Origin of the sequence: Cucumibacter marinus DSM 18995 (genome assembly GCF_000429865.1) — a bacterium.
Classification (GTDB): domain Bacteria; phylum Pseudomonadota; class Alphaproteobacteria; order Rhizobiales; family Devosiaceae; genus Cucumibacter; species Cucumibacter marinus.
Window position 1 is genome coordinate 295,336 of sequence record NZ_KE386978.1, and the last position, 21,528, is coordinate 316,863.

At 62.3% G+C, this 21,528-nt stretch carries 23 protein-coding genes; 14 read left to right on the forward strand and 9 right to left on the reverse strand.

Features of this window, described 5'->3' with window-relative positions; all coding sequences use genetic code 11:
* Positions 1 to 28 precede the first annotated feature (28 nt).
* Positions 29 to 739: a hypothetical protein gene (locus tag G489_RS0114805; protein ID WP_029042180.1), complete on the reverse strand. Its 711-nt coding sequence runs from the start codon at positions 737 to 739 to the stop codon at positions 29 to 31.
* A gap of 37 nt (positions 740 to 776) precedes the next feature.
* Positions 777 to 1,391: a ribonuclease D gene (locus G489_RS0114810; protein WP_029042181.1), complete on the reverse strand. Its 615-nt coding sequence runs from the start codon at positions 1,389 to 1,391 to the stop codon at positions 777 to 779.
* A 211-nt stretch (positions 1,392 to 1,602) separates the two neighbouring features.
* Between G489_RS0114810 and G489_RS0114815 the strand changes: the two genes are divergently transcribed.
* Positions 1,603 to 2,502, forward strand: a complete 900-nt coding sequence (locus tag G489_RS0114815) for a ribokinase (RefSeq protein ID WP_029042182.1) — start codon at positions 1,603 to 1,605, stop codon at positions 2,500 to 2,502.
* Here the strand turns inward: G489_RS0114815 and G489_RS20850 are convergent.
* The gene (locus tag G489_RS20850; RefSeq protein ID WP_051332689.1) at positions 2,499 to 2,984 is read right to left on the reverse strand and encodes an Lrp/AsnC family transcriptional regulator; all 486 of its coding nucleotides are present in this window, start codon (positions 2,982 to 2,984) and stop codon (positions 2,499 to 2,501) included. The two genes, G489_RS0114815 and G489_RS20850, sit on opposite strands and share 4 nt — an antisense overlap.
* Positions 2,985 to 3,176: 192 nt before the next feature.
* Between G489_RS20850 and putA the strand changes: the two genes are divergently transcribed.
* The 7 genes from putA (at position 3,177) to G489_RS20860 (ending at position 13,405) form a co-directional block, all read left to right on the forward strand.
* Positions 3,177 to 6,740, forward strand: a complete 3,564-nt coding sequence (putA, locus tag G489_RS0114825) for a bifunctional proline dehydrogenase/L-glutamate gamma-semialdehyde dehydrogenase PutA (protein ID WP_029042183.1) — start codon at positions 3,177 to 3,179, stop codon at positions 6,738 to 6,740.
* A 102-nt stretch (positions 6,741 to 6,842) separates the two neighbouring features.
* Positions 6,843 to 7,496 (forward strand): helix-turn-helix domain-containing protein, encoded by a 654-nt coding sequence (locus G489_RS20855; RefSeq protein WP_035873029.1) that lies wholly within the window; start codon positions 6,843 to 6,845, stop codon positions 7,494 to 7,496.
* Positions 7,493 to 8,422: an ABC transporter permease gene (locus tag G489_RS0114835; protein WP_029042184.1), complete on the forward strand. Its 930-nt coding sequence runs from the start codon at positions 7,493 to 7,495 to the stop codon at positions 8,420 to 8,422. The genes G489_RS20855 and G489_RS0114835 overlap by 4 nt, the downstream gene beginning before the upstream one ends.
* Complete coding sequence (locus tag G489_RS0114840) at positions 8,419 to 9,654, forward strand: ABC transporter permease (RefSeq protein ID WP_081691607.1); 1,236 nt, start codon at positions 8,419 to 8,421, stop codon at positions 9,652 to 9,654. Before G489_RS0114835 ends, G489_RS0114840 begins: the two co-directional genes overlap by 4 nt.
* On the forward strand, positions 9,651 to 10,712 hold the full coding sequence (locus G489_RS0114845; protein WP_029042186.1) for an ABC transporter ATP-binding protein: 1,062 nt from the start codon (positions 9,651 to 9,653) through the stop codon (positions 10,710 to 10,712). The genes G489_RS0114840 and G489_RS0114845 overlap by 4 nt, the downstream gene beginning before the upstream one ends.
* Entirely contained in the window at positions 10,709 to 11,719 is a 1,011-nt protein-coding gene (locus G489_RS0114850; protein ID WP_029042187.1) for an ABC transporter ATP-binding protein, read from the forward strand. Before G489_RS0114845 ends, G489_RS0114850 begins: the two co-directional genes overlap by 4 nt.
* Before the next feature lie 99 nt (positions 11,720 to 11,818).
* Positions 11,819 to 13,405, forward strand: coding sequence for a peptide ABC transporter substrate-binding protein (locus tag G489_RS20860; RefSeq protein WP_051332691.1), 1,587 nt, complete (start codon positions 11,819 to 11,821; stop codon positions 13,403 to 13,405).
* A 646-nt stretch (positions 13,406 to 14,051) separates the two neighbouring features.
* Here G489_RS20860 and G489_RS22505 read toward each other — a convergent pair.
* The 3 genes from G489_RS22505 to G489_RS0114875 form a co-directional block, all read right to left on the reverse strand.
* A complete protein-coding gene (locus tag G489_RS22505; protein WP_155889412.1) occupies positions 14,052 to 14,207 on the reverse strand; it encodes a hypothetical protein in 156 nt (51 codons plus the stop codon).
* 104 nt (positions 14,208 to 14,311) lie between these two features.
* A complete protein-coding gene (locus G489_RS0114870; protein ID WP_029042188.1) occupies positions 14,312 to 14,731 on the reverse strand; it encodes a hypothetical protein in 420 nt (139 codons plus the stop codon).
* 5 nt (positions 14,732 to 14,736) lie between these two features.
* Positions 14,737 to 15,072, reverse strand: a complete 336-nt coding sequence (locus G489_RS0114875; protein WP_029042189.1) for a DUF883 family protein — start codon at positions 15,070 to 15,072, stop codon at positions 14,737 to 14,739.
* Positions 15,073 to 15,210: 138 nt separating this feature from the next.
* Between G489_RS0114875 and G489_RS20865 the strand changes: the two genes are divergently transcribed.
* Together G489_RS20865 and G489_RS0114885 are read left to right on the forward strand one after the other, a co-directional pair.
* Entirely contained in the window at positions 15,211 to 16,344 is a 1,134-nt protein-coding gene (locus G489_RS20865) for an AI-2E family transporter (protein ID WP_051332692.1), read from the forward strand.
* A complete protein-coding gene (locus G489_RS0114885) occupies positions 16,304 to 17,056 on the forward strand; it encodes a flavodoxin family protein (RefSeq protein ID WP_029042190.1) in 753 nt (250 codons plus the stop codon). The genes G489_RS20865 and G489_RS0114885 overlap by 41 nt, the downstream gene beginning before the upstream one ends.
* Before the next feature lie 17 nt (positions 17,057 to 17,073).
* Here G489_RS0114885 and G489_RS0114890 read toward each other — a convergent pair whose 3' ends face one another.
* A complete protein-coding gene (locus tag G489_RS0114890) occupies positions 17,074 to 17,841 on the reverse strand; it encodes a Crp/Fnr family transcriptional regulator (RefSeq protein WP_245578926.1) in 768 nt (255 codons plus the stop codon).
* 94 nt (positions 17,842 to 17,935) lie between these two features.
* Between G489_RS0114890 and G489_RS0114895 the strand changes: the two genes are divergently transcribed.
* On the forward strand, positions 17,936 to 18,370 hold the full coding sequence (locus tag G489_RS0114895; protein WP_051332693.1) for a response regulator: 435 nt from the start codon (positions 17,936 to 17,938) through the stop codon (positions 18,368 to 18,370).
* Here the strand turns inward: G489_RS0114895 and G489_RS0114900 are convergent.
* Together G489_RS0114900 and G489_RS20870 are read right to left on the reverse strand one after the other, a co-directional pair.
* A complete protein-coding gene (locus G489_RS0114900) occupies positions 18,367 to 18,924 on the reverse strand; it encodes a sigma-70 family RNA polymerase sigma factor (protein WP_029042193.1) in 558 nt (185 codons plus the stop codon). The genes G489_RS0114895 and G489_RS0114900 overlap by 4 nt on opposite strands.
* Before the next feature lie 6 nt (positions 18,925 to 18,930).
* The gene (locus G489_RS20870) at positions 18,931 to 19,173 is read right to left on the reverse strand and encodes a NepR family anti-sigma factor (protein ID WP_051332694.1); all 243 of its coding nucleotides are present in this window, start codon (positions 19,171 to 19,173) and stop codon (positions 18,931 to 18,933) included.
* Positions 19,174 to 19,337: 164 nt separating this feature from the next.
* On the opposite strand from G489_RS20870, the gene G489_RS0114910 reads away from it, so the two are divergent.
* From G489_RS0114910 to G489_RS0114920, 3 genes are all read left to right on the forward strand, one after another.
* On the forward strand, positions 19,338 to 20,132 hold the full coding sequence (locus G489_RS0114910; protein ID WP_029042194.1) for a response regulator: 795 nt from the start codon (positions 19,338 to 19,340) through the stop codon (positions 20,130 to 20,132).
* Positions 20,133 to 20,216: 84 nt separating this feature from the next.
* The gene (locus G489_RS22325) at positions 20,217 to 20,390 is read left to right on the forward strand and encodes a DUF1328 domain-containing protein (RefSeq protein WP_029042195.1); all 174 of its coding nucleotides are present in this window, start codon (positions 20,217 to 20,219) and stop codon (positions 20,388 to 20,390) included.
* Between the two features lie 96 nt (positions 20,391 to 20,486).
* Positions 20,487 to 21,467 carry a PAS domain-containing sensor histidine kinase gene (locus tag G489_RS0114920; RefSeq protein ID WP_029042196.1) on the forward strand — a complete coding sequence of 327 codons (981 nt, stop codon included), beginning with the start codon at positions 20,487 to 20,489 and terminating at the stop codon, positions 21,465 to 21,467.
* The last annotated feature ends 61 nt before the right edge of the window (positions 21,468 to 21,528 follow it).

Sequence of the window (21,528 nt, forward strand, 5' to 3'; positions counted from 1 at the left end):
CGAACTCTAGCGAATTGAGAAACACGGTTCACGGCGCTGCGGTCTCCTGATCGGCGGTCGGTTGCGCTTCAGCTTCTTGGGCTTCGGCTTCTTGAGCTTCGGTCTCTTGTGCATCGGCCTGCCGGGTTTCCGGCATGATCACCAGCTTGACCCGTTTGAACAGCCATTCACCCTTGTTGGCATCGTACCGCATCGAGGCAGCATCAAGGCTCGAGCCGTTTTCGAAGCGCATGGCGACGGTGCTTTTTGCGGTGAAGACCTGATCCGGCAGCGACAGGGTGGACTGTTCGAACCGGCCTTCGAGCCCGTCAGTGGTGATCAGATCAACAGGCGCGGTGAAATCGAGCACCTCACCCGCCATGTCGAGCATTCCGCTGTCAGCACCGGCGAAGGCGCGGTCACCGGCGCCGAAATGAAATTCGGCACTGATGCCGGACAATTCGGTGAATTCGGTCGAGGCGACCGCCGTGCGCGCATAGTCGGCTTCGAGCTCATAGGTGCCACCGTCGGACAAGGCACCGGCAAGCCTGGGCCTCTCGATGACCAGCTTGCCGCTTTCGACCCGCACGCTACCGAAGCCGAAACCGCCGATTATGAAGCCGATCCAGCTCGGGGCCGTGATTACCAGAAGCACCACAAGACCGAACGCCGGTACCGCACCCCGCAAGATCTGCACGAGCCGTCGCCGCGCGGCGATGCGCGAAAACTGACGGTCGAGCGGGATGTCGGCGGTGCTCATGGGTTCTGGGAAACGGGCTCGGGTTCAGCGTTCGGGATCAGCTATGGGCGAAGATGTCGGTTTCCGGCCAGCCGGCGAGGTCGAGCCTGGCCCGATGGGGCAGGAACTCGAAACAGGCCCTGGCGATGTCCGCCCGTCCTTCGCGCCGCAGCATGCGGTCGAGATGGCGCTTGATGTCATGCAGGTAGAGCACGTCGCTCGCGGCATAATCGAGTTGGGCCTGGGTCAGAGTGTCGGCACCCCAGTCGGAGCTCTGCTGGACCTTGGACATGTCGACATTGATCAGTTCGCGCGCGAGATCCTTGAGCCCGTGCCGGTCGGTATAGGTGCGCACGAGCTTCGACGCGATTTTGGTGCAATAGACCGGTTCGCACATCACGCCGAAGGCATTGTAGAGCGTGGCAACATCGAATCGCGCGAAATGGAAGATCTTGGTGACGCCGGGATCGCCCAGCAGTTTCTTGAGATTGGGCGCGTCCGTCTGGCCGAGTTCGATCTTGACCACATCCGCGCTGCCATCGCCGGGCGAAAGCTGAACCACGCAAAGCCGGTCTCGCAGGGGGTTGAGACCCATGGTCTCTGTGTCGATGGCGACTTCGCGGCCGTAATTGGACAAGTCGGGCAAATCGCCCTGGTGCAGTCTGACAGTCATAGGGGGCCCATTCGCGCCGGTGTTGCAGGACTTGTTGCATGACTTGTTGCAAGTCGTATTGCATGACTTGTTGCAAGTCGTATTGCAAGACGCGTTCCAGCCATGGCAACAAGGCTGGCCGCGTTCGCGCATTGTGATGCCACAGACGGCGGGTGCAAGGCAAAAAAACCTTGCCGCCTCGAACCTTCTCTCAAAAGTCGGGAAGCCGCACATGTATGTCCTGGGTTCGATCAATCTCGATATCGTCTTGTCGGTCGAGACGTTGCCGGCCCCTGGTGAGACGGTCTCCGCCAGCGGCATGGACCGGTTTTCCGGCGGCAAAGGCGCCAATCAGGCGATCGCCGCTGCGCGGGCCGACGCGAAGGTCAGCCTGTTTGGCGCCGTGGGGGAAGACGAAGCCGGCGCCACGCTTGTGGCCTATCTCGAGGACACTGGCATCAACACGGAAGGGGTCGTCCGGCTTGCGGATACGCCGACCGGGCAGGCCTATATCGGGGTCTCGGCCAAGGGCGAGAACGCGATCATCGTCGTGCCCGGCGCCAACCACGCCTTTGACAAAAAGCCTGGCGCGTTTGAACTGCATACCGTCTTTCTCAGCCAGCTCGAAATGCCCGTTGCAGCCATCAAAGCGCTGTTCGAGGCCGCAGCGGGACGCGGGCTCCGGGTTCTCAACGCTGCCCCGGCCATTGATGAAGGGCGGGACCTGTTCGCGCTGACCGATGTTCTGATCGTCAATGAGACCGAACTGGCGCATTACGCCAATGCCGCCGAGGTCTCGGCGCGTGACGGGGATGGGCTGGTGGCGCAGGCGCGGGCACTGATGGTGCGGGACGACCAGACGGTCGTCATCACGCTCGGCGCCGAAGGTGTTCTGGCGGTCACCGCCGATGATGCGATCCGCGTGGAAGGACGCAAGGCCGATGTGGTCGACACGACCGGGGCCGGGGATTGCTTCTGCGGCACCCTTTGCACGGCGCTTGAGGAAGGTCAGACCCTCAAGGACGCAATCCGTTTCGCCAATGCCGCGGCAGCAATCGCCGTCACCCGGCGTGGGGCCGGCCCCTCCATGCCTGCGCGCGCCGAGATCGAAGCCTTGCTCGCAAAAGGCTAGAGCACATCCGGTCCGACGGCATCGTGGTCGACATCCTTGACGTTTTCCATCGAGACATAAGTGCTGGTGTGCGCGACATGCGGCAGGGCCGAAATCTTCTCGCCCAGAACGGCGCGATAATCGGCAATATCGCGGGTGCGCACGCGCAACAGATAGTCGAATGACCCTGCGATCATGTTGCACTGCTCGATCTCGGGCATCTTCATGACCGCCTTGTTGAAGGCGTCGAGCGCGCCAGCGCGAGTATCGGTCAGCTTCACCTCGACAAAAGCGATATGGGCGCGGTCGAGCTTCTCCGGATTGATGATCGCACGGTAGCCGAGAATGTAGCCCGCCTGTTCCAGCCGTTTGACCCGGGCTTGACAAGGGGTCTTCGACAGGTTCACCCGCCGTGCCAGCGCGGCAATCGAAAGGCGCCCATCGGCGCTCAGTTCCTTCAGGATCCGTTCGTCAATCCGGTCGAGCCGTTCGATATCAGTCATTCTTGGTCCATTCGTCTTCCAACATGCGACAGAAACAGGCGAACAACCTACCCAGGAGCATATTTCAGGTCGAAAGACTATGTGGTGAAACGGCATAATGGTTCAAGTCCGGTCGTGATGCGCGCAAGGCGCCGGCCGTCAGACCCCATGCAGTTCAAACCGCCCCGAAAAGGCGAGAACGAGAGAGCCCCGATGGACCTGCCCGCAAGCCTCGCTGAATGCCGCGCCCGCCTCCGGGCCCTTCACCGGCCCGACGAGGCCGCAACCGTCAGAGGGCTGATTGAGGCAGCGAAATTGTCGCCGGAAGCGCGTGAAGCGATCACGGTGCGGGCAATCGATCTGGTCGAGACTGCGCGCAAGGCTGACCGACCGACAATCATGGAGGACTTCCTCGGGGAATATGGGCTGGGCACCAAGGAAGGCATCGCGCTGATGCAGATCGCCGAGGCGCTCTTGCGCGTGCCCGACGACCGCACCGTCGATGCGCTGATCGACGACAAGATCGGGTTCGGCGACTGGGGCGCGCATTGGGGACGGTCGGGCTCCCCGCTCGTCAATGCGGCGACCGGGGCGCTGATGCTGACCGGCGGCCTGATGTCCCGCGATACCGAAAACCCGCTGCAGGTGCTCAAGTCGCTTGTCAAACGGCTGGGCGAACCTGTGGTGCGCGCTTCGGTGACCCAGGCGATGCGCATCATGGGTGGACAATTCGTTCTCGGGCGCACGATCGACGAGGCCATGAAGCGCGCCGAAGCCAATGAAAAGATAGGCTATTCCCACTCCTATGACATGCTGGGGGAAGCCGCCCGCACGGCAGCGGATGCAGAACGCTATTTCGAAGAATATGCCAAGGCCATCCGCGCCATCGCCAAGGGCTGCAAATCAGGCGAGGTGCGTCAGAACCCCGGGGTTTCGGTCAAGCTTTCGGCTCTGCATCCGCGCTATGAGGTTGCCCAGCGGGACCGGGTGATGGCCGAACTGGCTCCACGCTGCCTGGCGCTGGCGAAAATGGCCGCCGACGCGAATATGGGCTTCAATATCGATGCGGAGGAAGCCGACCGGCTCGACCTTTCGCTCGATGTGATCGAGACGGTTCTGCGCGACCCTGCCCTTGAAGGCTGGGACGGGTTCGGGGTCGTGGTGCAGGGCTATGGCCCGCGCTGCGCGCCGCTCATTGACTGGCTCTATTCCCTCGCCTCTTCGTTCGACCGCAAACTGATGGTGCGCCTCGTCAAGGGCGCTTATTGGGACGCGGAGATCAAGCGCGCCCAGGTCGAGGGTGTCGAAGGTTTCCCGGTCTTCACCCGCAAGGCGGCGACCGATGTGTCCTACATCGCCTGTGCCCGGAAGCTGATGCGCTATCGCGACCGGATTTATCCGCAGTTCGCGACCCATAACGCGCATTCGGCCGCCGCAATCCTGCATCTCGCCGATGAGGAAGGGCTCGACCGCACCGAGTATGAATTCCAGCGCCTGCACGGCATGGGCGAGCGGCTGCATGAAGCGCTTGTCGAAGGCGAGAAAGTCAATTGCCGGATCTATGCGCCGGCCGGCCAGCACCGCGACCTGCTCGCCTATCTCGTCCGTCGGCTTCTGGAGAACGGGGCCAATGGCTCCTTCGTGCATCAGATCGCGGACAAGAACATCCACGCATCCGATGTGGCGCGCGATCCCTTCTCGGTGATCGAAGAACTCGGCGACGCCATCCCGCACCCGGCCATCACGCCGCCGCCCAACCTGTTCGCGCCGGAGCGCGCCAACGCCAGGGGCTGGGACCTCACCGATCCGGACACGCTCTACGCGCTTGATGGCGAGCGCGGGCCCTTCCGTACTCATCGGTGGGAGGTCACTCCGGACCTTGCCGGCGCCTATCCGGATCTCGCCTCTTCGAATGCGCCCTCCGAAGTGCGCAATCCCGCCAATCCCGAAGACATTGTCGGCACGCTCATCGAGGCCGATACCGACACCGCCGAAGCCGCCATCGCGCTGGCGGAAAAGGGCTTTACCAAATGGACTGCCACCCCGGTTGCCGAACGCGCTGCTGCCCTTAAACGCGCTGCCGCGCTATATGAGAAGCACGCACCCGAGCTGTTCGCGCTGGCCGCACGGGAAGCGGGGAAATCCCTGCCCGACGCGGTGGCGGAAATCCGCGAGGCGGTCGATTTCCTCAACTATTATGCGCATCAGGCCGAGACCGCCTCACCGGCACCGGAAGGCCGCGGCGTGTTCGCCTGCATTTCGCCCTGGAACTTCCCGCTGGCGATCTTTACCGGGCAATTGACTGCGGCGCTCGCCGCCGGCAATGCCGTGATCGCCAAGCCCGCGGAACAGACCCCGCTGATTGCGGCGCGGGCCGTTCAATTGCTGCATGAGGCGGGTGTGCCCGCCGAGGCGCTGATCTATCTGCCGGGCCGGGGCGAAGTGGTTGGCGCCGCGCTCACCGCGGATCCGCGCATCGCCGGGATCTGCTTCACCGGTTCGACCGATACTGCCAAGCTGATCGACAAGTCCGCTGCCGAGCACCTGGCGCCGGATGCACCGCTGATCGCGGAGACCGGCGGTCTCAACGCCATGATCATCGATTCCACCGCGCTGCCCGAGCAGGCTGTCGATGATGTGATCGCCTCGGCCTTCCAGAGCTCGGGGCAGCGCTGTTCGGCACTGCGCATTCTCTACATCCAGGAGGATATCGCAGACCGGTTCCTGTCCATGCTTTACGGCGCGATGGACGAGTTGCGGCTCGGCGACCCCTGGCTGCTTTCGACCGATATCGGCCCGGTGATCGATGATGAAGCCTTCACCGACATCACCGGTTACCTCGAAGCCCACAAGAGCGCGATCGTCAATCAGATCGACGTGCCCGAAACGGGCACCTTTGTCCCACCCAGCGTGATTGAGGTGTCCGGCATCGAGGCGCTCGAGCGCGAGGTGTTCGGTCCCGTGCTGCATGTGGCGCGTTTCGCCGCCAAGGATCTCGACAAGGTGATTGCGGCGGTCAATGCCAAAGGGTTCGGGCTGACCTTCGGGCTTCATTCGCGCATCGCGCGGCGGGCCGACAAGGTCGCGATGTCGGTCAAGGCCGGCAATGTCTATGTGAACCGGAACCAGATCGGGGCGATCGTGGGGTCGCAGCCCTTTGGCGGCGAAGGCCTTTCCGGCACCGGCCCCAAGGCGGGTGGTCCGCACTATTTGCCGCGTTTCGCGCGCCCCGAGCCCCGCAAGGACACAACCGCCGAAGGCCCGGCCGCCTCGCGCGAGCGGCTGGACCTGGCGCTCGCCGATCTTACTCGTCGCAAGCCTGCGGACGCCCCCGTCGATGCCACGCATCTGCCTGGCCCGACCGGGGAAAGCAACATATTGCGGCTCTTCCCGCGCGGTGTCGTGCTGTGTCTGGGCCCCGATGCAGAAAGCCTCACCGTTCAGGCAGAGGCGGCGCTGAGCCATGGCAATGTTGCCATTTTGTGTGCGCCGGGGGCGGGCGAAGTGGCGCGGAGCCTGCCGGCGGATGCGGCGGTGGTTGCAGTCGATGGCAGTTTCGATCCGGCCATGCTGGGCGATTTCGACATCGAGGCCGTCGCCTGTTTCGGCAGCGATGCGATGCTCAAGCCGTTGCGGGTGGCACTCGCGGCGCGCCAGGGGCCGATCCTGCCGCTGATCACCGATCATGCCGACCTCACCCGCGTTGCGTTCGAGCGCCATTGCTGCATCGACACCACGGCATCGGGAGGCAATGCGGCGCTTCTGGCGAGCCTGTAATCGGGGACACTGTCACCGGCCTGTCAAAATTATCTTGGTCCTATCAAAAAAATTTTGATAGACACGGATATGGCCTCGACGACCCCCGGCGCTGAGCGCGTCATGAGCGAGAATACCGGCAACGAGCCCGCCCCGGCGGGTCATCCCCGTGTCGGTCCGCTGATCCGGTCTTTGCGCAAGAAGCGGCATCTCACGCTTGCCCAGCTGGGTGAGGCCGCCAGCCTGTCTGTCGGGTTCCTGAGCCAGGTCGAACGCGACCATGCCTCGCCTTCCCTGACCGCACTCAACCAGATCGCCAAGGCTCTCGGGGTCGGGATCGACTATTTTGTCGCCGCCCCCGCCACGCAGAGCGCGCTGACCCGCGCCGGCAGGCGCGAGGCGTTCTGGGTCGATGAGGACGGCATGGTCTATGAGCGGCTGAGCGCCAGTTTTCCGGGCTCGGAAATGACCTCCTACATCATCACTGTCCCACCCGGTTTTGCTTCGGAAGTGTCGCGGCATGAAGGCGAGGAAATCGCCTATCAGCTCTCGGGCCATGTGCATTTCACCCTCGAAGGGCGCAGCTTTGTCATGCAGCCGGGAGACAGCCTGCATTTCGTTTCCACCCGCCCGCATCGCTGGGCCAATACCGGCAGTGAGCCGGCACGGGTGTTCTGGTCGGGCACTGCGCCCATCGACCAGCGCGAAGATATCGAGGCGGCGGGCGGCTCCATCGAGCGGCTGCCCGGCACCTCCAAATCGGAGAAGCGGCCATGATCGGCTATATCATCCGGCGGCTTTTGATGATGATCGTGACCCTGTTCGCGATCATCACGCTGACTTTTTTCCTCATGCATGCCGTGCCCGGCGGGCCGTTCACTTCGGAAAAGCAGGTGCTGCCTGAAATCCAGGCCGCGCTCGATGCGAAATACCACCTCAACGACCCGATCTGGCTGCAATATTTCAATTATCTCAAGGGTATCGCCGTCCTGGATCTGGGGCCGTCGTTCAAATATCCGGGCCTGACGGTCAATGAAATGATCGTTGAGGGCCTGCCGGTCACGATGAAGACCGGCGTGCTGGCTCTGCTGTGCGTGGTCGCGCTCGGGGTGCCGCTCGGCATCGTCGCGGCGCTGTTCCGCAACAAATGGCCGGACACGCTTGTCATGGTTTTCGCAACCATCGGGGTCGCCATTCCCTCTTATGTGGTGGCTACCGTCACGCTTTATATCTTCGCGCTCCGGCTCGGCTGGGTGCCAACCTTCGGGCTCGACGACTGGCGCGGGTTCATCCTGCCGGTTCTAGCCCTCTCCGGGTTCTGGCTCGCCTTTATCGCGCGGCTGTCGCGCTCGAGCCTGCTCGAGACCCTCAACGAAGACTACATGACCACCGCCAAGGCCAAGGGGCTGCATCCGATGCAGGTCCTGTTCAAGCACGGGCTGAGGAACTCGCTCATTCCGATCGTCACCGTTCTCGGGCCGGTTGTTGCCAATCTTCTCACGGGTTCCTTCGTGATCGAACAGATCTTCGCCCTGCCGGGCATTGGCCGGCATTTCGTCCTGTCGATCACCAATCGCGACTACACCACCATTATGGGCATCACGATCTTTTACGCCGCCTTTCTCATGGTGATGATCTTCATCGTCGACATGATCTATCTGGCGCTCGATCCGCGCATCAAGCTTGGAAAGGCATCGTCATGACCGACACGATTCCTTCCGAAGTGGCCAGCAAGGCGCCCGCCGCCCCGCCATCTGTCAGCCAGATCCCGGCCGACAAATGGCTCAAGGTCGGCCCCGATGCCGGAGACGCGGAATATATCGCCGCGCCAAGCCTCACCTATTGGCAGGACGCCCGGCGGCGGCTTTCGCGCAACATCCCGGCCATGCTGTCGCTGGCCTTTATCGTGCTGTTGCTGGTCGCGGCGATCATCGGTCCGTGGTTCTCGCGCTATTCCTATTTCGAGCAAGATCTGGCGCTGTCCAACATCCCGCCCTTTTTCGAGACCTACGAGGTCGAAACGGGCACCGGCGAGACGGCACGCTTCTTCCTCAATTCGGGGAACTTCAAGGTCTATGGCGTGGGTCCGGGTGGCGAGGTCGAAGGGCTGTTGCGCGCCACCAAGAAGGACCTCATCAACAAGCAGCACCGCTATGAGTTCGGCGAAACCGCTGTCCTGATGGATTTCAAATCCCTGCCCGCCCGCATGCTCGACGCGGAAACCGGCGAAGTGATCGGCACCTCGGGCTGGTCATGGAACGCCACCAACTGGTTCGGCACGGACCAGCTCGGCCGCGATTTGCTGGTTCGCCAGCTTTATGGCGCCCGGATTTCACTCACGGTCGCGTTCGTCGCCTCGCTGGTCAACTTTTTCATCGGCGTCTTCTATGGCGGGATTTCCGGCTATTTCGGCGGTGCGGTCGACAGTGTGATGATGCGCATCGTCGAGATCATCGCCACGATCCCGCTGACGCTCTATGTGATCTTGATGATGGTGGTGCTTCAGAACGGGCTGCTATCCGTCGTCGTCGCTATCGGCACGGTCTATTGGGTGGATATGGCGCGCATTGTGCGCGGGCAGATCCTGTCGCTCAAACAGGCCGATTACGTCGCCGCGGCCCAAACCATGGGCGCGAGCACAAGGCGGATTCTCACCCGGCATCTGTTACCGAACACGATGGGGCCGATCCTTGTGACGCTGACCATGCTGATCCCCTCGGCGATCTTCATCGAAAGCTTCATGAGCTTCATCGGGCTCGGGGTCACGCCGCCGCTCGCCAGCTGGGGCACGCTCACATCCGAAGCCGTCGAAACGCTTCGCGCCTATCCCTATCAGCTCTTCTTCCCTGCCGCCGCGATCTCGCTGACCATGTTCGCCTTCAACTTTTTAGGCGACGGGCTGCGTGATGCGCTCGATCCGAGGTTGCGCAAATGACCATCACCGCTGCGCACACAAGCGAACCGATCCTGTCGGTCAAGAATTTGTCGACGAGCTTTTTCTCCGACCGCGGGGAAGTCAAAGCCGTGCGCGGGGTCTCCTTCGACGTCTATCCCGGCGAGATCCTCGGTATTGTCGGGGAATCAGGGTCCGGCAAGTCGATCACCTGCATGTCGGTACTCAGGCTGTTGAAGGCCAATGGCCGGGTGCTCGACGGGTCTGCCGTGTTTGAAGGCAAGGACCTCACCACCCTGCCTTCGCGCCAGATGCGGGCGCTGCGCGGGAACGACATTTCGATGATCTTCCAGGACCCGATGACCTCGCTCAATCCGACGCTTACAGTCGGCGAGCAGATCATCGAAACGATCCGAGCGCACCGTCAGGTTTCGCGCGCCGACGCTGCAAAGCGCGCGATCGAACTGTTCGACCTTGTGAAAATCCCCTCACCATCCAAGCGGCTTAAATCTTATCCGCATGAATTTTCAGGCGGCATGCGCCAGCGCGTGATGATCGCGATGGCGCTGTCTTGCGATCCGAAGCTTCTGGTCGCGGACGAACCCACCACTGCGCTCGATGTCACCATCCAGCGCCAGGTGCTGCAGCTTCTCAAGGAGCTGCAGTCGCGCCTTGGCATGGCGGTCATCCTGATCACCCACGATCTTGGCGTCATCGCCGAGGTGACCGACAGGATCCTGGTCATGTATGGCGGCATGGTGATGGAGACGGGCCGGGTCGCGGACCTGTTCGAAAGCCCGCGCCACCCCTATACGCAGGGACTTCTCAAATCCATTCCAGACCTTTCGAGCGGCGAGCATCAGCGCCTGAGCCCGATCCCGGGCTCACCGCCCGACATGCTGCATCCGCCTGCGGGGTGCCCGTTCGCGCCCCGCTGCACCCATGCCATGGGCATCTGCACCGAGGCGGTGCCACAGCTCTACTGCGCCGGCGATACGCCGGTCCTGCGGGCCGGGCAGGCCGCGCGCTGCTGGCTGCATCACGCTGACGCACCAGAAGTGCCCGAGGTCAACGCGAGAGAGCATGAGGGGGCGGCATGAACGAGATCGCGAAGACTGACACGCCGAAAGCCGAACCGGCCGCCACCCCGCTCGTCACGCTCAAGGGCCTTGAGAAGCATTTTGATGTCACCAGCGGCCTGCTGGGACGTCACAAACAGGTGCTCAAGGCTGTCGACGGAATCGACCTCGAAATCCGCCGCGGCGAGACGCTGGGGCTGGTGGGTGAATCCGGCTGCGGGAAATCGACCCTCGCCCGTGCCCTCATCCGGCTTTACAGGCCGACCGGCGGCAGGATCGAGTTCGATGGCACCGACATTGCCGGGCTCGACCGCCAGGCACTGATTCCCTATCGGCGCCGCATGCAGATGATCTTCCAGGATCCCTATGCCTCGCTGAACGGGCGCATGAGTGTCAGGGACCTGATTGCCGAGCCGCTTGAGATCAATCGCATCGGCACCGAGAAATCGCGCACCGAACGGGTGCACGACCTGCTGACGCGGGTCGGGCTCAACCAGAGCCACGCGACACGTTTCCCGCATGAGTTTTCAGGCGGCCAGCGCCAGCGCATCGGTATTGCCCGGGCGCTTGCGCTCGAGCCAGAGCTGGTGATCTGCGACGAGCCGATCTCGGCGCTCGACGTGTCGATCCAGGCGCAGGTCGTCAACATGCTCGAGGACCTGCAGGAAGAGTTCAAGCTCACCTATTTGTTCATCACCCACGATCTGTCGATGGTCCGGCACATCTCGGACCGGATCGGGGTGATGTATCTGGGCAAGCTGGTCGAACTCGCCGACCGTGACGCGCTCTATGAGGGCCCCAAACACCCCTATACGCAGGCGCTGCTCAAATCGATTCCGGTGCCTGACCCCAAACGCAAGGGCGCAGATGAAGGCATGCGCGGAGAAATCCCCAGCCCGATGGATATCCCCTCGGGCTGCCGGTTCCGCACGCGCTGCCCGCTTGCGACCGACAAATGTGCGGCAGAAGAACCGCCGCTCAAGGAGATGGGAGGCGGTCACCTGGCTGCCTGCCATTACGCCGAATGAAGAATCACAGGCCGCGATAACGATAAGGGGCCAAATGGCCCGAAAAGCGGTCTTGATAAGCGTGAGGGGGGAAACCCCTCGAACACAGAGGAGAGAAGCATGTTCAAGCGCTTGATAGGCTTGACGGCAGTCGCGGCCTTCGCCCTTGGTGGTGCGGCCGTCGCCCAGGACAATACCCTGGTCTATGTCGTCAACAATGAATCCGACACCTATGATCCGGGCACGACGACGGAAACCTTCGCCACGCCGATCATCGTCAACACCTTCGAAGGCCTGGTGCGCCGCGACGAGAACGGTGCCGTGGAGCCCGGCCTCGCGGAAAGCTGGGAAATCTCGGATGACGGGCTGACCTACACCTTCCACATTCGCGAAGATGCGAAATGGTCGGATGGCGAGCCGCTCAATGCCCATGATTTCGTGTGGGCATGGAAGCGTGTTCTGACCCCGGCCGCGGGCGCCAAGAACGCCGCTCAGCTGTTCCTGATCAAGGGCGGCGAGGAGTTCTACAATAATGGCGGCGAAGGCGACGTCGCGATTTCGGCACCCGACGACCGTACGCTGACCTTCACGTTGAACCAGCGCGTCCCCTACATGATGCAGCTCCTGCCGTTCTCGGTGTTCCATCCCACCCGTGAGGATGTGGTGACCGCCGATCCGGATGGCTGGACCCGCGATCCCGAGACCTATATCGGCACCGGCGCCTTCCGCGTCGCCGAATTCAATCTCGGCGAATCCGTGGTTCTCGAAAAGAACCCGAACTACTGGCAGGCGGATTCGGTCGAACTCGACAAGATCGTACTGCGCCTCATTCCCGAGCCCTCCACCGCCCTTGCTGCGATGGAAGCCGGTGATGTCGACGGCATCGAATCGGTGCCCGCTTCCGACATTCCGCGCCTTTCGGTCGAAAGCGATGCGTTCATGGTCGTGCCCGCGCTCGGCACCACCTACGCCTTCTTCAACCCGAACCAGGCTCCGCTCGATGACGTCAAGGTCCGTCAGGCCCTCTCGATGGCCATCGACCGCGAGCAGATCGTCGAATTCGTGCTGCAGGCCGCCGATACCCCGGCGATCTCGCTGGTGCCTTATGGCATGAGCGTTGCGGGCGAAGACTTCCGGGATGCCGGCGCCGATTTCGGCCTGTCGACCACCGCCGATGTCGAAGGCGCGAAGGCCCTGTTGGCCGAGGCCGGTTATCCGGATGGTGAAGGCTTCCCCGAAACCATCTTCGTGACCTACACCTCGCCTCCGATCCAGAAGCTGCTGGAAGCCATCCAGCAGATGTGGAAGGAAAACCTCAACATCGACGTGAAGATCGAGGCCACCGAGTGGCAGGTCTACTACCCTGAAGTGCAGAAAATCGAATACCAGATCGCACAGATGGGCTGGGGCGCCGACTATCCGCACCCGATGACCTTCCTCGATAATTTCACCTCCAACAGCCCGAACAATCTGGCTGGCTGGAAGAACGAGGACTATGACGCGGCCATCGCGGCGGCCAAGGCCACTGCCGAGCCCGCCGAATCGCTGGCGGAGATGCGCAAGGCTGAGGCGATCATGATGAATGATCACGTCATCCTGCCGATGTATCACCGCAACCAGTACATGATGATGTCGCCCGCGGTGAAAGGCTTCTGGCGCTCGTCGCTGAATGAGCCGATCTTCCGCAAGGCCTCGATCGAGCGCTAGGCACTCACTTTCCGATCGCTCAATTCCCTTGACGATCGCGGCCGCCGCCCGGGCCTCCCGGGCGGCGGCTTCTTTTCTGGGCGGCGGTTTCCTTTCTGGGCGGGTTCCACCCGAGGCGCCCGGGCCTCCCGGACGGCGGTTTCTTTTCTGGGTGGGTTCCACCCGAGGCGCCCGGACCTCCCGGGCGGCGGTTTTCTTTTTGACCGCAGGGGTTTATCGTAGTCCCGGCGATCATAAATAAACCGCAATCAAAGCGCGGAATCGATGCCGGTGAGCGTTGTTCCGGCAGCGCCCCACGCGAGCGAGCCAAGCCCGCCAAGCGAAAGGCCATACCGCCCGTCAGTCCCTTGCAGGTGAGACGCGCCGGCCAACCTCAGCCAGCAGACTTGTGCCCTGATAGTCCCCGCGCGCGGGGCGGGTTACCGGATGAGCGCGGCACCGCAATCAGGCGTGACGCCTCTTCACTGGAGTGGGAAATGGCCAAGGACAGCAAGTCCGGCAAGGCCGGCGGCAAATCGGGCGCAAGCTCGATCAAGGTGCCCGCCGGCAAATCCGGCAAGAAATAATTTCTGCCCTATCGACAGCGGAGGGCGCCGCAAGGCGCCCTTCTTCTGTTTCACAATGAGCTTTCGAGACCAGTGCCGCCTTACATATAGGCGATCACCAGTCCGGCAAAGATCACCGCGACCGTCACGGTCGAGATGACCAGAACAGCCAGAACAGGAAAGCCTTTTCGGGCCTGTTTGGCCTCGGTTTCCGTGACGCGGACGCCATCGCCCTTTTGGGTTTCTTGCGCAGCCATGGTGCTTTCCTTTCCGCCGGCCCTGATGCCGGCTAAGGGGTCAACGCATCTGTTCGCGCCAAGTTCCAACACCAATACTCGCCTTCCAACATCGATACTCGCCATCAATCGCCGTTTTTGCGGCCATAGACATAGCCGGCGACTGCCGCCGGCAGCAGCGAGGCGGCGAGCGGATGACGGCGGATCAGCCCCGCGGGTACCGCATCGATCATGTCGCGGGTCGCCGCATAGGGTGCAATTGCGCCGATCCGGGCAGAACGCCGGCGCACCCGCGACCAGAGTACGAAGCGCGCGATGATCAGGAACAAGGCGCCGATCACCGCCGTACCTCCGGCGAAATAGAGCGCTGCCATGACGGGGCCGACACGCTCAGCGACAGCGAGGTAGCCGGCACCGATGCCAAAAGTGAGCGCCAGTGCGCCCATCAGCCCGGCGACGCCGTAAAGGGTCACCATCGCCTTGACGCTTTGGCTCAGGGCGCCGGCTTCTGCCTGGATCAGCCATTTCAGTCTTTCGGCGGCCATGGGGTTCACCGGGTCAGAAGCGCAAGGACAAAACCGAGGCCCGCTGCGGCCGCCATGGCGGTCACAGGTTTATCGCGGACATTTTCGATCAGGTCGCGTTCGAGCCCGCCAACGCGCCGGCCAAGCTCCTCGGCAACATCGTTGCCGGCGTTGAGCACGTCGTCCGTGCGCTGACGCGCCTCGCGCTCAGCCTGTTTGACGCCATTGGTGCCGAGTTTGCCTACCGAGGCATTGAGCGCCTTGAAGTCGTCCTGGAGCTTGTCGAAATCGGCACGCAGCTTCTCATAGTCTTCATGAAGGCTGGCCGCGCCATTGCCGTTTCTGGCCTGGTTCTGTGCCATGACTTTTACTCCTTTGGCGGTTTGCCGTTTGGGTTGCAAGACAAACGCCGCCCGGGCCCTCAGGGTTCCAAGGCGGAACCACGAAGGTGACTGGGGCGTTGCTTGAGGGCAGTTGAAACCAGCCAGCAGGCACTCCCCATGCAAATGTCACCGCGCACTACCGCCCGGTTCAGCCGGGGGTTCGACCCCGATTTGACTCTTCACCGCGCAAGCCAACTCGCCATGCTGGTAGTGGGGCTGGCCGCGTTTGCGGGGGTTCTGTATGTGGGTCGCTTCGTGCTGGCGCCGATGGCGGTGGCGGTGGTTGTGGGGCTGATGCTCGGGCCGCCCGCGGCCCGCCTCGAGCGGATGGGTGTGCATTCGCACGCCGCCGCGGCGCTTGTCGTTGTGGCATCGCTTCTCGTTATCGCGGGCGCGCTTACCGCTTTTGCCGAACCATTGCGCCAGTGGGTCGTGCGGGCACCTGCGATCTGGGCCGAGCTCAAAAGCGAATTGTCGTCGCTGCGCGAGCCGCTGGCGATCATCTCGGGCCTTCAGGACCAGATCAAGGAAGTCACCGGCGCCGACAGCACACAGATGACAGTGGCCCTGGAAGACAACAGCACGGTGACCGGGCTCGTTGTGTCGGTGCCTGCCATTCTGGGCCAGATCGGCATCTTTCTGGTCGGTCTGTTCTTTTTTGTCGCCACCCGGAACCAGATCCGCGACGGGGTGCTGCGCATGTGCCTCCAGCGCCGGTTGCGCTGGCGGGTGGCGCATGTGTTCCGCGATGTCGAGCGCTATGTGTCCCGCTTTCTGATCTCGATCACGCTGATCAATATCGGGGAAGGCATCGCGGTGTGGCTGGCGCTTTCCGCCTATGGCGTACCCGCCGCCCCGCTCTGGGGGGCACTGGCGGGCCTTCTCAACTATATTCCCTATATCGGGCCGGCCGCGGTCGCGCTGATCCTGTTCGGGGTCGGGCTGTCGACCTATGACGGCATCGTCAACTCGCTTTGGCCGGTCATCATCTATCTCGGCATCAATTTCATCGAAGCGCAGTTCGTGTTTCCCGCCGTGATCGGGCGCACGATGACGCTCAACCCGTTCATTGTCTTCTTGAGCCTGACCTTCTGGTTGTGGATCTGGGGTCCTGTCGGCGGGTTCGTCGCGGTTCCGGCGCTGCTGGTGACATTGGCCGTGTGGCGGCACATCATGCCGCAAGCCAGACCCGTCACTATGGAGAACATTCATGTCCCCGAACGACGAACACGCATCAACGCCGCGCCCTGAGGCACCAGATTACAGCGACCTTGGACTCACGGCCTGCCTCATCAATACCACGCTCAAGCGGGCGCCCGAGCCTTCCCACACCGCCCGTCTCCTCGCCAATGTCGAGGCGATCCTGGCTCATGCCGGGGTCGCGGTGACCTCGCTCAGGGCCACCGACTACGACATCGCCTTCGGGGTCCAGCCGGACATGCGTGAGACCGGGGTGGCCGACGAATGGCCGGACAAGGTCTGGCCGCATGTGCGCGACGCGGACATCCTCATCATCGGCACTCCCTTGTGGCTGGGTGAGGAGTCCTCGGTCTGCCGTGTGATCATCGAGCGGCTTTACGCCCATTCCGGCCAGCGCAATGAAAAGGGCCAGTACCGTTTCTACGGCAAAGTGGGCGGGGCGGTGATCACCGGCAATGAAGACGGGGTCAAGCACGCCTCGATGACCGTTCTCTATGCGATGCAGCATGTGGGCTACACCATTCCCCCGCAGGCCGATTGCGGCTGGATCGGGGAGGCTGGGCCAGGGCCCTCCTATGGCGATGATGGCGCGGGCTACGACAATGATTTCACCCGCCGAAACACTACCTTCATGACCTGGAACCTCATTCACCTCGCCGCGATGCTGAAGCAGGCTGGCGGCGTCCCGGCTTATGGCAATCAGGTGCCGGCCTGGGACGCGGGAGAACGCTTTGGCCACCCACCCATTCCGGGCAAGGGCTAGCCTTTGAGGCGACGGGTTCAGATGAAGGGGCGCGGCGTGTCACCAAGGCCCTGCCAATCGGCCAGATCGGCCAGCTTTTCCGGCTCGAGAATGACGCAGCCGTCCTCGGTCCATTTGACCAGTTGGTCGGTGGCGAGTTTCTTGAGCGTCTTGTTGGTATGCACCAGCGAAAAGCCGAGCGTGTCGGCAACGTGTTGCTGAGTAAGGGGTAAGGCACCGTCGCGCCCGAGCGACAGACCGCATTGCAGCCGGCGGTCATTGAGAAAACACAGCAGATAGGCGGCGCGCTGGCGGGCGCTGCGGCGCCCAAGGCTGAGAATATTCTCGTCGAGCATCTGCTCTTCACGGGCGGCAAGCCAGGTCACATCGAAGGCAAGGCCCGGATGGGACCGGTAGAGATCGAAAAGTTCCCGGCGGTCGAAGACGCAAAGGGTCATCGGCTTGAGCGCCTCGACCGAATGCTGCATCTCGTTCATCACTGCCGATTGGAGGCCGACAAGGTCGCCGGGCATGACATAGTTGAGGATCTGGCGGCTGCCGTCCTCAAGGGTCTTGTAGCGGAATCCCCAGCCTTCCAGCACCGTGTAGAGATGCGGTGAGTTGGAGCCTTCGGTCAGCACCGTGGCGCCGGGCGCCACCGTCAGCTCGCCGCGCTTGAAGCGGGAGACAAAATCGAGCTCTTCATCGCAGAACTCGCGAAATGCCGGAATCTTGCGCAATGGGCAGTGAGTGCAGTCGCGCGCCCTCAAACCTGGTCCATTGGTGATCTCACCATTGGTGGTCACATCTCTTCTCCCGCCCGTTGTGGTGAGCAAAAAACTTGTCGTTGCTATGTCTTAGTTTAATGACAGGGCGACGATCGGGGCAGAAGCTGGCGCCATGTCTATTGAACTCACTCCCGATCATGGCCTTGTTGAGGACCCCGTCTTGCCCATTGAGAGCCTGAGAGGCAAATCCATCCTTGTGCTTGAGGACGAGGTTCTGATTGCGCTCGATCTCCAACGCGCACTCGAGGATGCCGGTGTGGGCCGCGTCCTCACCTTCGACGATCAGGAGGCTGCGCTTGCGCAGGCGATCCTCGAAGAACCGATCGATCTGGCAATCATGGAAGTCAGAATCCGGGGTCTGCCCTGTTTCGAAACCGCCGAGGCCCTTCGCGCCCGCAAGATCCCGTTCATCTTCGTCACCGGCTATGGAGCTGAAATCGAGGAACATGGCGGGTTCGAGGATATCGATGTCGTGGCGAAACCGTTCAGGGACGAGGAAGTCACCGGCGCACTCGAACGCAGTCTCAAGCGTGCCGGTCAGATCTAACGCTGAAATCCACTTTGCAGTACCTGCTCGGCGACGGCATCCGGCCCGTAGGGGCTGGCTTCGCTATCGTCGAGGCCAAGGATTTCCTTGAGCCGGATGCGGGCACGACTGACACGGCTTTTGACCGTGCCGACGGCACAACCGCAGATCTCGGCGGCCTCTTCATAGGCAAAGCCCGAGGCACCGACGAGAATGATCGCTTCACGCTGATCATCGGGGAGCTGGGCAAGCGCCTTGCGGAAATCCTCGAGGTCCATTGCGCCGTCCTGGCCGGGATGGGTGGCCAGCTTGGCGGTGAAAGCACCGTCGGGGTCGCCGATCTCACGACCGGCCTTGCGCATCTGGGAATAGAACTCATTGCGCAAAATGGTGAAAAGCCAGGCCTTGAGATTGGTCCCGGGCGCGAAGCTGTCGCGCTTGTCCCAGGCTTTGACGAGGCATTCCTGTACCAGATCGTCTGCCCGGTCGGGCTTACGGCACAGTGACACCGCGAAGGCGCGGAGATTGGGAATGACCTCGATCAGACCGTCTCTGAAACTGGGGGTTTCGGTCATCAGGAATCAATCCTCTTTGTCCTGGGAGGTGCCGTCGGCGTCTTCTGGCTGCTGGCTCCCGCTGGACTTTTCCGCGTCTTCGAGACGGCCGAGGAGGTCCATGAAGCGGTCAGGCACTTCTTCGGACATCACATCGTCATAAAGCGCACGCAGCTTCTTTCCGATGGCCGAGTTGGGGCCCAGCGCATCGTCCTGCCGCCCGGGCGGGGCGGCAACGGGTTCGTTTTTGGTCTCCGGTTTTGAGCTCATATGGTCCTGGTCCGCTTGTTGGGTGGTGTTCCCGCATTTAGGCTTAAACTCGCCACCGCGAAAAAAGTTGCATGCCCTCGGAACTTTTTTGACCCCACACCGTTTTGGATACGTTGCCGCGCGCGAGCGTGGCCTTTCGGTGATGATGAAGGAGCACCTGATCTATGTCACTTTCCTTGCGAATTGCGCCGCATTTGCCGTATCTGCGCCGGTTCGCGCGCGCGGTCACCGGTTCCCAGACCAGCGGCGATGCCTATGTCTCAGCGGTGCTCGAAGCGCTGATTGCCGATGTCGATCTGTTCCCCGAAGCGTCGAATGACAGGATTGCGCTGTACAAGGTCTTTATCGCCTTGTTCGATCGGCTCAATGTCGAGATCGATCAGCAGCAGGACAGCTTCGGCTGGGAGAAGCGCGCCGCCAGTAATCTCGCCCATATCGCCCCTGCCCCGCGCCAGGCCTTCCTGCTCGAGGCGGTTGAAGGGTTTTCCGCCAAGGAAGCCGCCGAGGTCATGGATATCGACGATGCGGCGTTCACCGCGCTGATTGACGAGGCAACCCGGGATATTTCCGATCAGATGCGCACCGAAATCCTCATCATCGAGGACGAGCCGCTGATCGCCATGGATATCGAACAGCTCGTTGAAGGTCTCGGGCATTCGGTGACCGGCATTGCGCGGACGCGCGACGAAGCACTCGATCTGTTCCGCAAATCGCCACCGAAAATGGTGCTTGCCGATATCCAGCTCGCCGATGGCAGCTCGGGTATCGATGCGGTCAAGGACATGCTAGCCGATGTCGCCCTGCCGGTGATCTTCATCACCGCATTCCCCGAACGGCTTTTGACCGGCGAGCGGCCGGAACCGGCATTCCTGGTGACCAAGCCGTTCAATCCCGACATGTTGAAGGCGCTGATTTCGCAGGCGCTGTTCTTTGAGACCCAGGCCAAGCAACTGGCGTGAAAAGCGTAAGGGGACGCGCCGGAATCAGGGAACCAGAAGGGCGTCAAAGCGTTTTTCCTGGAGGTTACAACCCGGAGAGATCCAATGCTTTATTACGCACTCGTTTTTCTCGTCATTGCCCTGATCGCGGGCGTTCTCGGCTTTTCCGGGGTCGCCGGTGCCGCTGCGGGTATCGCCCAGGTGCTGTTCTATGTTTTCCTGGCATTCCTCGTGGTGTCCCTGGTCATGGGTCTATTCCGCCGCAACCGGAGCCTCTAGGCGCGGCGGCTCGCTTCTACCCGGCCAATCGCCGGGACATTCATGCCCGTTGCGCTTCCCCATGGCGGGGGAGCGCAATTGTTTCGAGTAACCGCGATGTCTGATCCCAAGCCGGAGGAAATCGGCAAGCTGCTTTACAGGGCCCTCGCCGGCACAAAGGTCGGCGTCGTCTATCTCGATGCCGATGGCCACATTGCATGGGTCCACAATCTGCCGCCTGAATTCAGTTCCGGCAATGTCATAGGCAAGTCCCTCTCCGATCTGTTCGGCGCGCCAACGGCCGAGCATCTCGACGCGGTCCTGACCTCATTGGAACCCGGTCAGAAAGCGCAGCGTACCGAGATCGCCACCGATCTCGAAAATCGATCGGCCTGGTTCGAATTCTATGTCGAACCTGACGAGGCCGACGATGGCGGCCGCCCCGGCACGCTCATCACGCTTCTGGACGTCACCGAAAACCGTCGCCGCGAACACGCGGTGCGATCCCTGCTGCGTGAGGTCAGCCATCGTTCGAAAAACCTCCTGGCGATCATTTCCAGCATTGTGTCGCAGACCGCACGGCATGCACCGAGCCTAGACCGGTTCCTCATCGATCTGAGGGGGCGCATCCAGTCGCTGGCCGCCTCCCAGGACCTGATCACCAATTCGGACTGGCGCGGTGCGCGGCTGTCCGAGCTCGTCGATCACCAGGTCGCGGTCTATGCCGAGGATGCCCGGCATCAGGTCACCAGCGAAGGTGCGAACCCCTATTTCGTGCCCGGGGCGGCTCTGCATATCGGGCTGGCCCTGCACGAACTGTCCGTCAACTCGGCGCGCTATGGCGCCCTTGGCAATGGTCGCGGTTCTGTGAGCATCACCGCCCGGCTCGGGCAAAGTGCGAACGGGAATCCGCCACCGCTGATCCTGCGCTGGCACGAACAATCCCCTGGGGCGGAAAGCCCTGGAGCAGTGCGGTTCGGCATGACGGTCTTGCGCAAGGTGACCCCCGCCTCGGTGGACGGCGATGCGCACCTGTCGATCGGTAACGGCACGGTCGATTACGAGCTGACCGTTCCCGCACCCTATTTCGAGCTCTAAGGGTCCGAACCGTCGGATCCGCCCACATTAAACGCCCCGCCGGAAACCCGGTCGGGGCGTT